The organism is Candidatus Nitrotoga sp. BS (assembly GCF_927797785.1).
Lineage (GTDB): Bacteria > Pseudomonadota > Gammaproteobacteria > Burkholderiales > Gallionellaceae > Nitrotoga.
Window position 1 is genome coordinate 16,492 of record NZ_CAKMLL010000066.1, and the last position, 14,368, is coordinate 30,859.

General features: G+C 51.2%; 7 protein-coding genes. 4 read left to right on the forward strand and 3 right to left on the reverse strand.

Translation table 11 applies throughout. From position 1 onward, the window contains the following. Positions 1-8 precede the first annotated feature (8 nt). Together MJ769_RS07945 and MJ769_RS07950 are read right to left on the reverse strand one after the other, a co-directional pair. Positions 9-2,522: a TonB-dependent receptor domain-containing protein gene (locus tag MJ769_RS07945; RefSeq protein ID WP_239236041.1), complete on the reverse strand. Its 2,514-nt coding sequence runs from the start codon at positions 2,520-2,522 to the stop codon at positions 9-11. 50 nt (positions 2,523-2,572) lie between these two features. Further along, positions 2,573-2,896, reverse strand: a complete 324-nt coding sequence (locus MJ769_RS07950) for a hypothetical protein (protein WP_239236043.1) — start codon at positions 2,894-2,896, stop codon at positions 2,573-2,575. A gap of 430 nt (positions 2,897-3,326) precedes the next feature. Between MJ769_RS07950 and MJ769_RS07955 the strand changes: the two genes are divergently transcribed. From MJ769_RS07955 to MJ769_RS07970, 4 genes are all read left to right on the forward strand, one after another. Further along, positions 3,327-4,943, forward strand: coding sequence for a HAMP domain-containing methyl-accepting chemotaxis protein (locus MJ769_RS07955; RefSeq protein WP_239236045.1), 1,617 nt, complete (start codon positions 3,327-3,329; stop codon positions 4,941-4,943). 333 nt (positions 4,944-5,276) lie between these two features. Beyond that, on the forward strand, positions 5,277-7,547 hold the full coding sequence (bcsB, locus tag MJ769_RS07960) for a cellulose biosynthesis cyclic di-GMP-binding regulatory protein BcsB (protein ID WP_256445702.1): 2,271 nt from the start codon (positions 5,277-5,279) through the stop codon (positions 7,545-7,547). Positions 7,548-7,584: 37 nt separating this feature from the next. After that, positions 7,585-8,775, forward strand: coding sequence for a cellulose synthase complex periplasmic endoglucanase BcsZ (gene bcsZ / locus MJ769_RS07965; RefSeq protein WP_239236053.1), 1,191 nt, complete (start codon positions 7,585-7,587; stop codon positions 8,773-8,775). Beyond that, positions 8,745-12,770 carry a cellulose synthase subunit BcsC-related outer membrane protein gene (locus MJ769_RS07970; RefSeq protein ID WP_239236055.1) on the forward strand — a complete coding sequence of 1,342 codons (4,026 nt, stop codon included), beginning with the start codon at positions 8,745-8,747 and terminating at the stop codon, positions 12,768-12,770. Before bcsZ ends, MJ769_RS07970 begins: the two co-directional genes overlap by 31 nt. Here the strand turns inward: MJ769_RS07970 and bcsG are convergent, their stop codons facing one another. Continuing rightward, a complete protein-coding gene (gene bcsG, locus MJ769_RS07975; RefSeq protein ID WP_239236056.1) occupies positions 12,771-14,339 on the reverse strand; it encodes a cellulose biosynthesis protein BcsG in 1,569 nt (522 codons plus the stop codon). Positions 14,340-14,368: the final 29 nt, after the last annotated feature.

The window sequence follows — 14,368 nt, forward strand, 5'->3', positions numbered from 1 at the left end:
AAGGTGGCTCAAAAATTGGCACGTACCCCCATAAGAAAGCCGCGTCCCGGCAGTGGGGCGAGTTCCTTCAGGATCGATGTATGTGCTCGTGCTTCTTGGTTGAAAAGATTGTTGCCCTTGATGTACGCATCCCAGTTAACAGATTGTGTCTTAAAGCGGTAGTTCAACATGACGTTGGTCAGCGTATAGCTGCTGGTAGGTAATTCGTTTGCTGCAACTCGATCCTGCTTGAAAGAATGGGCGACGTCGAGCATTGCACTGAACTTACCAAGCTGGTAGTCAAGACCGGCGCCAAGCCGCATTGGAGTAATACGGGGCAATGGCTCCCCCGTGTCGCTATTCTTCGCCCGCACATAGTCACCGCGCAAATTGAGATTGAGATTACCTTTTTTCTCATATATCCGGAATTTCCCTTCAGCCTCAAAGCCATGGAATTCAGCCTTCACCGCGCGAAATAAAGCTTCCGGAAGTTCTTCCTGCTCCTGACCACTATTGATCAACGCAATGTAGTTCTGGAAACGTGTGTAGAAACCACTGATACTTGCCGAATGAGGACCCGAGCGCCAGCGCAGTTGCAAATCAGCACCGTTCGATTTCTCCTTCGAAAGCGTTGTGTCACCCACTTCAAACTGTCCCGTTGCTACATGCCTTCCGTTTGCGAATAGCTCGGCATACGTCGGCACACGTTCGGTGTGCGAAAGATTTGCAGCAAGGCTAACATTCTGATCGAAGGTATAGAGTGCACCCAAAGCACCACTATTGGCTGAAAACTTGCGCTCCTGGGGTGCACCAAAGCGGGTTGATGTGGGGCTATTTCCGGCTGAATCTACCGTGGTATGTTCGTTACGCCCTCCTGCAGTAAGCTTGATGTCACCAAATTTGGCTTCTTCATAAATGTAAAGTGCTTTGGAATTAGTATTCACTTTCGGTACAAAGGCTTCTTCGCCGAGTGCCACAAAATCAGTATTTGAAAGCTGTACGCCAAAGGCACCGGTGAGTGGTCCCAGCTTGGCGTGGGTTGCGTCTATCCGTGTTTCATATCCTTTGTTTTTGAATGTCGTTGCAATTTCACCATCCTCCAACTCATTGTGCAGGTAGTCCGTATGGTTATATTTGAATTTCACTTCTTGAACGATCGTGCCCAGCTCACGGATCTCTCCCGCCACACCTATCCGTTTACTGTTCATGTCAACGCGCACGTCCGGTTCCGCTACTGTGCCGTAGTTTGATTGTAAGTCGCTGTATGAAAGACCGAGATACCCCTTGTCCAAGGTGAGGGCGGCACCTAATGCGGCGCTATCGCTCTCCGATGAGCTGTTAATCAGGCGTCCCCGGGTTTGTTCAACTGCGGGATCATCCAGAGCACGCTGTCGATCTGATCGCGCAAAACCGGGAATACGGAGGTCGTCAGTTCGACGTGAAGCGACGTCTGCGTGGAGTGCGACCAGGCCATTGCCGGCTTCGAGCACGGCTGCACCACTGCGTTCATTTGCGGCTCCGCCTATCCGTGGTTCAACGCGGCCCGTGTAGCCATTGATTGGAAATTGCGGAATGCGGTTGTCGAGCGTGTTCACGACACCTCCAACTGCGGCACCGCCATACATCAGGGCGGCAGGGCCGCGCACCACTTCGATCCGATCTACCACTAGTGGATCTACGGCCGTAGCATGATCAAAGCTCAAGGCCGAAACATCAAGCATACCAATGCCATTTTGCATTATCCGAACACGATCACCATCGAGGCCTCGAATAATGGGACGACTCGCGTTCGGCCCAAAGTAGGTGGAACTTATACCGGGAAGTTTGGAAAGCGTTTCACCTAACGTGCTCTCTTGTCGGAACGATAACTCTTTTCCGCTTAGCACAGAGACTGGGGATACCAGATCAAACAGGGCGCTTCCCAACGGGTTAGCTGTAACGACAACCGGCGGCAAAAGAATAGCTTCATTTGCGGCTCGCTCTGTAACTACAACCTGCGACGGCACAATGACGGGAGAAGTGGTTGCAGCCGAGGAATTTACGAAAACAGGCGACGGAATGACAGGGCTGGCAATGGCAAAGCTAGTGGGTGGAATCGACACAATTTCTGGCTTGCTTTCCGTCCCTAACTTCTTCAGCTCAGCTTGCTCCAAGCTTAGCCGCCTGAATTGAAGCTGTTTGCCTTCGGCATTAAGCTGCGCATCACCTAATAGAACTTTGACATGTTTTTCCACGCCGCTACCCACTCGGATTTCATGCTCAAATTCACGAGCACTAAAAGCATCAACTTTCTTTTGAACTTTCAGCCTCAAATTGCCAGGGAGAACTTTTATATCCAATGGGCATTTCCCCTTGAATTGGCCGTTGATAAACACTTCGGCGCCCACATCCTCATCGTTGCAAGTAATACTCAAGATGGAACCAGCCGCGTGTACGTTAGCGGATGCCGCGAAAGCCAAGAATAAAAAAGGTATTAAATAAACTGATTTCCTAGTTGCGCCATAGGTGAATAGCGCCGCCCAGAATATGACGTGCATAAACATAGCAACTCTCCAAAAACGAATGAAATAACCCCGCGCTAAACGGGGGGGTCTTATGCAACTTCTTGGAGAAGGCTGGGCGGGCCGCGCGCAATGGCTTGAAGGGGTTGGTTTGAACGGAATGTAGTGGTGTTAAACCGTACCGTTCCGCTCGGAATGGTGATCGCTACGAATGAATGGGGAGAACTGCCAAGTACACCGCCCAGCTGTGTGTAAGCAGCGCAGTGTCCACACGCCGATGATTGTGGTGCGTGCTTGTCATACGGCTGATCTTGTTTAGCAAGAGCATGATGTAGAGCATGCATAGCGCCACCTTGCTGAGCAAAGAACAGCAGCAAGATAAGCAACAGCGGGAAAATGGCGCGTGAAAATTGCATGATGCTTCCAACCTTAACAAAGATTGAATGTTGGTGCAATACAAAATCTCAACTTAATGTAATGCCGGCCGATAACAATTTCATGCTTGGCAAATGTCCCGTCTCACCTAAAGAAGCAGATCCGATAGTGAAGAATAAGGTCAATGCCGAGACTAATCGTTTATATTTTGACCGTGGCCGCCAGTACTGTAGCCGTGAATCCAAAAATACATGGTGAATACGCCATGTAAAGCCAGATGTTAGACGATGGATGATGCGACTAACTGGCTTACTAGCTACAACCACATTAATGACGTCACTAGAAGCTAAGGTATGTTAGCTAGATGCAGTAAGAGCAAAAGTGGTATGCGGTACTGTTGAAAAATACAGTTTTACGAGCGCCTTAACTTAACTACAAAACAAGCTGAAAGTTCAAATAATGTTAAACGATATGAAGATAGGTACAAGGTTATGGTTGTTGTTGGCATTGCTGCTGACAATGCTGCTGGGAGTCGGTGCGATGGGTCTGTTCGGCATAAACAGATCAGGTAATGGCTTGGAGACCGTTTATAAGGACAGGTTGATTCCAATGGAGCAGATAGCCAAGATTGAGTTCTTGTTATACGAAAACCGGCTGATTGTGGAGAAATCATTGTCGAGACACAGTCAACGTGAGATTTCGGAACAGCTTGAGAGAATAGAACAAAATATCTCGTCAATAAGCAAAATTTGGGATGAGTACATGCTCACTTATCTTACACCGGAAGAAAAAATCCTGGCCGACAAATTTGCCGAGAATAGGAAACACTTTGTGGCCGAAGGGTTGAGGCCAGTGATGGCGTTACTGCGCACCGGTGACTTTGATCTAAGCGGCAAGCTCGCCAAGGAAGTTATCGACCCGCTCCATACTAAGGCCATCGAAGATGCTGGGCGGCTGATGCAATTGCAGATTGATGTTGCCAAACAAGAATTCGTGGCATCGAAATCACTCGAGGTAACGATACGCGCGATGACCATCGCCTTGCTCTTGCTGAGCGCAGTATTGGGCTGCGTGCTGGGATACTCGATCATCCGCGGCATCAACCGTGCAGTCAACGAACTGTGCGGCGTGATGGTGAAGATGACCGTGGACGGTGATCTGTGTGCGCGCGCCAAAGTGTATGGCAAGGACGAGATCGGTCAGGCAACCGTTGCCTTTAATCTGTTGATTGAAGGTTTTGCCAAAATTGTCCGGCAGGTCATCGACAGCGCCAATACGGTGATCGGCACGGTGGAAAAGCTATCCGTCTCTGCTACGCAAATTTCCAAGGGATCGCAGGTGCAGAGCGAAGCGACAGCTTCTACTGCGGCCGCAGTAGAAGAGATCACCGTGAGTATTAATTTGGTGGCGGCCAATACCGAGGATGTGCGCAAATTGTCCGAAAAGAGCCTGCAGCAGACCCAAGAGGGCAACAAGAATGTGATCTCGATGATAGGCGAGATCGGGAATGTCGAGAAAGCTGTCACTCAGATCGCGGGGGCGGTGAACGAGTTCGTCGAGAGCACGCGCGTGATCACAAGTATGACGCAGCAGGTCAAAGAAATCGCCGAACAGACTAATCTGCTGGCGCTGAACGCGGCAATCGAAGCGGCGCGAGCCGGCGAGCTGGGGCGTGGATTCGCGGTGGTGGCAGACGAAGTGCGCAAACTGGCAGAAAAATCCGCCAAGTCAGCCAGCGAAATCGATCAAGTGACCAATTCAATGAACAAGAAATCCACGTCAGTTGAGGCAGTGGTGCAAACTGGCTTGCGTTCCTTGCAGGCAACACAGCAGCAGGCTGAGCGCGTGTCTACTGTATTGAGCGAGGCAGGCGAGGCAGTAATGCATTCCAGCAGCGGCGTAAACGACATCGCGTCATCGGTCAACGAGCAAAGTCTTGCCAGTGCCGAGATCGCGCGTAACGTAGAGAGGATCGCGCAAATGTCTGAAGAAAACAACGTGGCAATGCGCTCGAATAACGTGGATATTTCTCGTTTGGAAGCGCTAGCTAATGGATTGAAAACAGAAGTAGCACGCTTCAAGGTATAGGCATGATAGGGATGATTCATAAATCACCCCTACGGCGTAATTGTTCAAGTTAGCTGAATACCCTACTAAGTAAAGGGTACCTCGAAAAACGCCTATTTCGTCGCTCCTGTGTAGGCGGGAGTCCAGTAATATCAATATATTAGATTCCCGCCTGCGCGAGAATAACGAGAATTTCGAGGTACCCTAAAGACTGAGCTGGAGGAGTTTTCCCGTTATAATCAACTTATCATTTCGCTTCCACTTATCTGATAATTCAGCAGATAAATAATGAATTGCGAAGCCAAAAAAATCAAATTTCCTGTCAATTAATTAAACTCAGACGAAACTAAAAAAATGAAAGTGGCTGTGATTACCAACCTCAACAAATTCTTAATATTATTCGCAGCACTTTGTTTAAGTTTTTTGTCTGCTTCATGGGCTGCACAAATAGATGCATCGCTTCTTGTGCCAAAGGCAGAAGAAGCGACAATTCATAGCCGCCAATCAGTACTAACCATGAAGGATATTGGTGCCTCCCGCCCAATCGAGTTGAAGGGCGTGGAAGGCAATGCTTATCTTTCAGTGGACGTCCGGCTGGACGAGGTCGTCACCAAGGCCAAGCTGCACCTACACTACACGCTATCCCCCGCATTGCTACCAAATCTCTCTCACCTCAAGGTATACCTGAACGATGAAGTATTGGCCACGCTACCAGTTACCAAGGAAAGCCTGATTGGGCCACAGAAGCTTGATCTTGATCTTGATCCCCGATTTTTTATTGATTTTAACAAACTGCACCTGCAGTTCATTGGCCATTACACCAATGATTGCGAATTTCCTCTTCACTCAAGCCTATGGGCCAACATTAGTAACATGAGCACGATTGATCTCAATCTGCAATCAGTCGCTCTACGCAACGACCTTGCTTTGCTGCCAGCCCCTTTCTTCGATAAACGTGACAACCGTTTGCTTACCCTGCCTTTCGTATTCTCCACCAAGCCATCCCTGAATTCTCTGCGGGCAGCGGGCAGTCTCGCCTCTTGGTTTGGTGCTTTGGCTAGCTATCGCGGTGCCCGCTTTCCGGCCTACCTGAATCGTCTACCCGAACGTTATGGTGTGGTTTTCGCGACCAATGACGAACGACCAGAATTCCTTGCCAAATACCCCAAAGTGGACACACCGACTATCGCCCTGATGCCACACCCGGAAAATCCAACAGGCAAGTTACTACTCATCCTTGGCCGTAATACTGCAGATCTGCAGCTAGCCGCCGACGCCTTGGCTCTAGGCAAAGCTGTCATGACTGGCACTTCAATTGCCGTCAAGACTCTGGCATATCCACCACGCCGTGTCGCATACGATGCACCCAACTGGCTGCAGTCAGGCCGACCCATACCATTGGGCCAACTCGTCAGTAGCCCCGTCGACTTGCAGCGCCAGGGGCAACCCCTCGAACCAATCATCATTAACGCCCGCTTGCCAGCAGACCTGTTTACCTGGGAAGTAAAGGGAGTGCCGATTGACCTTAAATACCGTTACACGCCACCAGCAGAGCAAGGTGATGCCAGCCTGAGAGTCGAAATAAACGACCAATTTATCGAGTCCATACCCCTACTCTCCAGCTCAGGAAGCCGAGAAAAAAATCGACTGATACTACCTCTTCTGGATGATGGTTCCTTACGGGAACAAAGCGAAGTGGTAATCCCAGCTTTCCACTTGGGCAGCAATAACCAGCTAAAATTTACATATTCCATTCCGTCCAGTGACAATGGTCGCTGCAAATCTTCACCACAAGGAAGCATGCGCGCTGCTATCGACCCGGATTCAACTTTGGATCTGAGTCACTTCTACCACTACGCAGCGATGCCAAATCTGGCATTTTTCGCTAATAGTGGATTCCCGTTCACCAAGTACGCCGACCTCGCCGAGACCGCGATCATCATCCCCGATCAACCGAACACATTTGACATGGAAGCTATGTTCACTGTTCTGGGTCACATGGGCCGTTCCACAGGCGTTCCCGCTTTGCACTTCAAGCTCATACAAACAAAATCTGTACAAGATGCAAAAGATCTAGACCTTCTGGTGATTGCCAGCGGTGCCAACAAAGATCTTCTCGTCAGCTGGGGCAAATCTCTTCCAGCCCTGCTAGAAGAAGGAAGCCGCTCCTTTACACCTTTGGGCAAAGCCCTGGATATGGCTTATGAATGGTTCGGACTGAGTGAGAAAAAAACATCCAAATCTGGAGAAGGCACCATACTTCTTGGCTCCGGACCTTTAGCCGCTATCATCGGCTTTGAATCACCACTCAGTCCGTCACATAGTGTCGTGGCCGTTACTTCCAGCACTCCCACAGCTATGATCTCAGCTCTTGATGCCCTGAGTGACGGCGGGAAAGTTCAGTATATCCGCGGTGACATCGCTTTGATACGTGGGGAAGGTGTCGAAAGCTTCCGCGTGCATGATGTATATTACGTTGGCGAATTACCTTGGTGGCGCTGGATATGGTTCCACCTGAATCACCACCCTCTGCTCCTGACTGCTATCGGCATTGCAATTGGCCTTTTCTTTGCCCTGCTTGCCTTTGGTGTACTGCGTAGTCTGGCTGCTAAACGAATTGGCTAATACAAGGAATAACCACCTGAAAATTAACTACTTATTTATGAGTGCCGGATGTAAGGCAGGCGTATTACTGTGCCTAGGGTGCCAAATTTTCGCTGTGCTCTGCGTATGTTTGGGCGCTGCTGAGGCAGTAACAGTCAAACCCACATGTCAAACAAACTGGCCTGCTTGGAAAAATTTCAAGACGGGTTTCATCAGCAAGGGCGGGCGGGTAGTGGATGGCAACACCCCCCGCAAACAGACTGTGTCAGAAGGACAGGCTTATGCACTGTTCTTCTCCTTGGTGGCAAACGATCGTAAGACCTTTGACTTAATCCTGCAATGGACTGAAAACAATCTGGCAAATGGCGACCTGACTAGCCATCTACCAGCTTGGCTATGGGGTCGAAGAGATGATGGCAGCTGGGGAGTGCTGGACAACAATCCGGCATCGGATGCCGATCTGTGGGTGGTCTATGCGTTGGGAGAAGCGGGCCGGCTCTGGGGCGACCGCCGCTTCGTTGCGCTTTCATCACTGCTGGCCAGCCGTATCTTGCGCGAAGAAACCGCAGACCTGCCAGGTTTAGGTCCCACCATGCTACCTGCACCGCACGGCTTCCAGACGGGGGGAAAGACTTGGCGCCTTAATCCAAGCTATATGCCCATGCAGCTTATGGACTGGCTGAGCAGCCGGAGTCCAGATCGCACTTGGCGGCAGATTTCGGAATCCTCCCAGCGAATCATTTTGGAATCCGCTCCACAAGGATTCTCGCCTGATTGGACTGTCTATGAAGACAGCAAGGGATTCAGAATGGATAGTGCGGGAGAAGAAAAAGGCGCGGGTGGCTATAACGCAATACGGGTTTACCTCTGGGCCGGAATGCTTGCGTCCGATGCGCCTTCCCGACCACGACTTCTTGCAGCATTTACCCCCATGGCTGACTTTATTGCGCGCCACGGCTACCCGCCAGAGTCTGTCAATATAGCCACTGGTGAAGCCACTGGCCCAGGGCCATCAGGATTTTCCGCCGCAATGCTCCCTTTCCTGGCTGCCCGGGGAGACAGTGCCACCCTGCAGGGACAACGCGATCGTTTGACGGCTCGCCCCCTGCGTTCGGATGCCTACTATGAACAGGCACTTTCCCTCTTTGCCCATGGCTGGATGGAAGGGCGCTACCAATTCACGAAAAATGGCAGCCTGCTGCCATCTTGGCAAACATCATGCAACTCCGCCTCATCCCGCTTGCCTTAGCACTGAGCCTGGGCGGGTTGTTGAGTACTCCAGCCCTTGCCAATCCTGAAAATAGCACGACTGCCGATCTGCTGCTCAGCGCCCGCATGTGGGAAGCTAAGGATCGCTCGGATCTGGCACGCGTTATGCTGAAAAAGTTACTGGCGATCGAAAGTAATCCGGAAGTGCTGTTCATGCTGGGAAGCATTGAACTACGTACAGGAAATATAAAGCTTGCCGGTGAATATTTACGTCGTTTGGAACAACGATATCCTAACCACTCCAGCACCCTTGGACTGCGCAGCCTGTATCGAGTTAACACCACTGAAAAACAAGATCTGGCAAGCGCACGCCTAATGGCCAGAGCCGGCAACACCAAGGAAGCAGCCAAAATCATGCGTCGTTTGTTTCCGGAAGCTCCCCCTCCTGGTGAACTAGGACTCGAATATTACCAACTCGTCAGTAACACTGCCAAAGATCAGCAAACAGCAAAGTCTGCCCTCGACAAGCTCTACCGGGAAACAGGAGAAGCGCGCTACCGCCTTGCCTGGTTAAAGCTGCAAAATAATCAGGGCAACAGACAGAAAATACTGCAAGGTTATGAATCCCTGGCTGCTGCGCCCGACGTTAACCGGCAAAAACTGCGCGAATACTGGTGGGCTGCCATAAACCGTCTCGCGGCAGAACCATCAACCTTACCGTGGGTCAGCCGCTATCTGAAAGAATTTCCGAGTGACCAGAATGCCATTGAGTATCTGGCAGAACTACAGCAATTACGTGAACAAGCGATACGCATTGCTAACGACCCTGCAGTGCGGTCCCGTCAGACTGGGATCGCTTTTCTTAAACACGGGCAGCTGGAAGATGCTCAGCGTGAGTTGCAAAAATCGCTATCAAGACGCCCCAAGGATCCCCAAGTACTGGGTAGCATCGGTTTGCTTCGCTTACGCCAAGGGCATCACGAAGAAGCGAAGAGCTGGTTTGAGCGTGCGGCAAAGGCTGAGCCGGGCAGCAAACAATGGCAAGGCCTGATCCGCACTGCAAGTTTCTGGGGGCAAATAAAACAGGCTGATAAGCTACTCGAAGCCGGAAAACTGGCTGAAGCGCTACAGCTTGCACGGCAAGCGCTGAGTATTGAACCGAACAATGCCGACGGGCTTGCCTTGCTGGGTAATATTCTTGCCCAGGGTCAGAATCTGGCCAGTGCCGAAACCCTCTACCGTGAAGCACTCAAAAAGGATGCGGGCAATACTTCGGCTATGCGAGGCCTGCTTACGCTTCTCTCCCGTAGCGAGCGACGTGATGAAGCCCAAGCGTTGATCGCCGAATTTCGCCAGAACAATCCCAAAGAAGCCAACCGATTCAATGAGACCCAAGCCAGCCTGTTGCGGGATGAAGCAGAGGCATTCATCAACGCTCGCCGCCTCAGTCACGCCCTACAGGCGTTGGAAACAGCTGTACTACTCGCTCCACAGGATGCCTGGATTCGCTATGACCTGGCAAACCTGTATGAAAGTCTGGGCTTGCAGACCCTTAGTCGTCGAGTAATGGCTGAAGGCGCTGCACTAACCCCAGACGCCCCAGGTATGAACTATGCCTATGCTTTGGTGCTGGCTTCTCAAGATCGGGAAATAGGGGCGCTCCAGCGCTTGGCCCGCATCCCTCTATCGGAACGTTCCCAGGCCATGAACGAACTGGAATCGCGCAATTGGATAAATTTACGCATCCGTCAAGCCGTAAAGCTTCAAGCAGACGGCAAGGAGGAAACAGCGATCCAGATGCTGCTCCTTGCCGAACAACGTGCCGCGGACAAGCCGAGTGCAATCGAACAAGTGTCGGAAGGCTGGTTTAGCCTCGACCAACCGGCTCGCGGCCTCGCCCTGATGAAGCGACACCTGTTCGACGCAAAAACCGCACCGGCTGACAACCAGCTCTATTACGGCTCGTTGCTCAATCGCGCAAAACAGGATGACACGCTGAGCGTGTTCCTGCCTGAATTACAGCAACGACCCGACTGGAATGACGGACAAAGAGAGACAATTCTCAAAATCGAAACTGACCTTGCTTCCAGGCAAATCGAGCATCTGTTACAGCGTGGAGAAGAAGTACAGGCTCGTACCCTTGCCGCCCGGGTTCTTTTATCAGGCCGAGCAGGCGAGATTTCCACACTGAAAGCCCAAGCTCGCCTGCTGCTGGAGGCTAATGACTCGAAAGCCGCCATGCTGATCTTGCAGGCTATACTGAACAAACATCCGAACGACCTGGAGTCTCGTCTAAACCTCGCACAGGCTTTCGCCCAAGCAGGGAAAAAGCAAGCTGCTCAAGAGGCGATTGATCAGCTACTACCGCATGTACTTGAGAATAATGTAGATACCAGATTGTCCATTTCTCGGTTGGAAGTTCGCCTTGGAAATATTGCTCGAGCTAGAAAGATAGTTGAACAACTGCTTGCCAGCAACCCTGGAAATCCGGATATTCTGATCCAAGCAGGTCGTATCGAACACAATGACCGAAGATACCATGCTGCCCTGGCCTATTTCCGCCAAGCGCTGGCCCTTGAAAAGCGCGCTCCGGGCGCGGTAACGACAACTTCAACGACCACTAACTCAGTGCCTCTCCTCGATCTGGATCATGATCGCCCGCTGATCAGCCTGGCGCTGCAACATAACTATCTTCTAGAATCTCCAGATGCAGCTCAAAATGCAGGTGTAGCTGACAAACCTAAATCTGTAGCTGAATCCAACTTGCATGGCCTGCCCTTAACCAAAGACTTCACAAACTCGAGCACCGACAACACCCCCATCTCTTCTGCACCAGAGCTAAAGAGAGCAGCTTCATTTCGCAGACCTACCAGAGCAGAGGAGGAAATTTCCCGCATTGAAGCCAGACGGGATCCCCGTATTGAAATAGGGTTTGAAAAACTCGACAGGAATTCCTCAAGCGGCACATCCACCTATCGCGGAACGGAGACACCAATAGTCGGGTGGTGGCCTGTGGGCTATGACGGGCATGGTTTTGTCCATTTGGATCGGATCACAATTGATGCTGGCGAGCTTGCCGCAGGCGATGCACCCCTCTTCGGCAAGCTGGGCGTAAGGTCATCTTCAATTCCGCTTCCAATGGCACAGAAGACAGATGGCACCTCGGTAGGCGTGGGTTACGAGGGTGATGCTTTGCGTTGGGATGTGGGCGTGGTTGGTATCGGCTTTCCAGTCCAAAATATGGTCGGTGGCATTCGCAAAAGCTGGGAAGCAGAAAAGGTGGACTACGCCCTTGAAATCTTCCGTCGCGCGCAAACCAATAGTCTGCTTACCTACTCTGGCGCGCGAGACCCAGCTTCAGGTGAAATCTGGGGTGGGGTGGTCTATACTGGGGTTGGCGGTCGGATCGCCAGAAATTTTAGTCAGTTCCATACCTTCGTTAGCGCCGAATCTGGCCTATTAAGAGGTAACAATGTACTCGATAACAATCGTATCGCCCTGCGAACCGGTGTGGACAAGGATGTGCTGCACCGGGAAAACATGTGGGTCAATCTTGGACTAACCCTGACCCACTGGCGCTATAAGGAAAACCTATCATTCTACACTTTTGGTCATGGCGGTTACTATAGCCCGCAAAGCTACACTTCGCTGAACCTACCGGTAGAGTTGGCAGGTCGCTCCGGGAAGCTTTCCTATTTGATGCGAGGTTCAACCTCTTTTGCCTGGACCAACGAGAAACGTATGCCTTTCTATCCTACAAACAGTGCTTTGCAAAGCGCTGCTGTCAGTGGAGGCGATGGCGGCGATCCTGGATTTTACTCTGGGGGGCCCGGCGGCGGAAAAGGTTTTTCCTTGAGGTTGGCAGCTGAATATTTGCTTACGCCTAACATCGCCATTGGTGGGCACTACAACATGGATCGCACAGCTTTCTATACACCAAACTTAACTTTCGTATACCTGCGTTACCTGTTTAAGGCTCGTTCAGAGCCAGTGCGCTTCCCGCCGTCAGGTGTCCAGCCTTATTCACGTTTCTGATTACGGTCCAGGCTGATAATCGACCCAGGTACCCTCCGAGCGTATCAGGTAAGTATTTTCACGCCCCATTACGACGACATCTTCGTTTTCGCTGACAAAGGGTGTACCCGGCAGATTTTTTACCCGATCCACCAGAGGTTTGCCGCCAGTCCCGGCAAAGGGGCTATCCGCGATAAAGTCGGCAAGAAGCGTGCTAACCGCCAAGTAACTAACCGGCTTGTCTACCTGCAAGGGTTGGCGTGGAGCATTATCAGGCTTCCCCTTGAAGCCTACCAACTTGATGGCGGCAGGCACCAGGGTGATCTTAGGATTGGGAATTTCACGCATACCGGGGATCTGCACCTTGTCTCCCCGCAAAGCAGCACCGTGTTCTGGCACCAGAATTACCACCACCGGCCTCCCCCTATTCTCTAGAAAGGTAATGAAGCGATCAAAATCCGACATCAATTTATCTAGACGCGGCTTGAAAGTTTCCAGACTAGAACGCGACTTAACCCCAGCAATACGGTTTCCATCATGCAAGGCAATGGTGTTGTAATACAAGACTCGAGGCCGGACTGATGGTACCTGGCGCGCCCACCACTCTGAAAGTAGAGGGAAATCCTCATAAATAGGGGTGCCGTCAAAACTGTGCATCACTACGGGAGCGAAGCGATTGTCATCCAGCTTTACCCCGAGACCAGATGGCTCTTGTACCATACCTGCGAACTGGTCGAAGTGCCCATCATGATTAAGCAGACCTCGCACTTCAAAACCAGCGGCCTCAAAATTACGGAAAAGGTTGCATTGGGACGCACCCGCTTCATATAGCTTGCGGTGCGAAAGCTGACCGCAATTACTGCGAAACAGGCGTAGAACAGCTGGACCGCTGTAGCTGGCGGCAGTATTAAAACGTCGAAACACTACATCGAAATGATTTAACAGAGTCGAGTTATTCTCTCCTACATAGTCCATATCGTCCCATGACAGAGAACAGACATGCAGAAACACCACGTCAAATGGCGTAGCAGAATCTGCAATAGATGGAAAGCTCACTCGCTTGCCTTGTTCAGTGGCGTAAAAGGCTTCCAACTGTGCCGTCGGCTCTTGCTTAATCTGCGAAATTGCGACGTTCCCGTCCTCTAGCGCCGGACGGGAAGAAACAAGCTGGACGACATTGGTGCCCTGCAGACCAACAATGGGCACGCTCAAAATACCAAGAAAAGCCAAAGTAGCAAAACGCAGGCGACGACGCAGCAGTAGATAAACTACCAGCAACAACCCCAGGACAGCAAGTACCCAGAGATTCACAAAGCGACCCAGAAGCTCCAAAAGATACTCAGTATCGAACCCTGTCAAAGCGTCCTTCTGGGCAAGAATGCGTGAAATTGGTGGAAGCCAGGAATCATGATAAAGCAGGGCTAACCCTACAGGGATCGCCAGCACCGAGCGTATCAGGCGATACCGTGTAGCCACCAGCGGCAACGCAAGTGTAATGGCAAAGGCCAAGTTAGGCAGCCAGTGAAAGCCAATAAACCCGCTGTAAAACAGGCCCAGTTTGGCAATAAAATAAATACTCCAGTAACCCATGAGTGCTATCAGCTTCTGAGACTTATGCT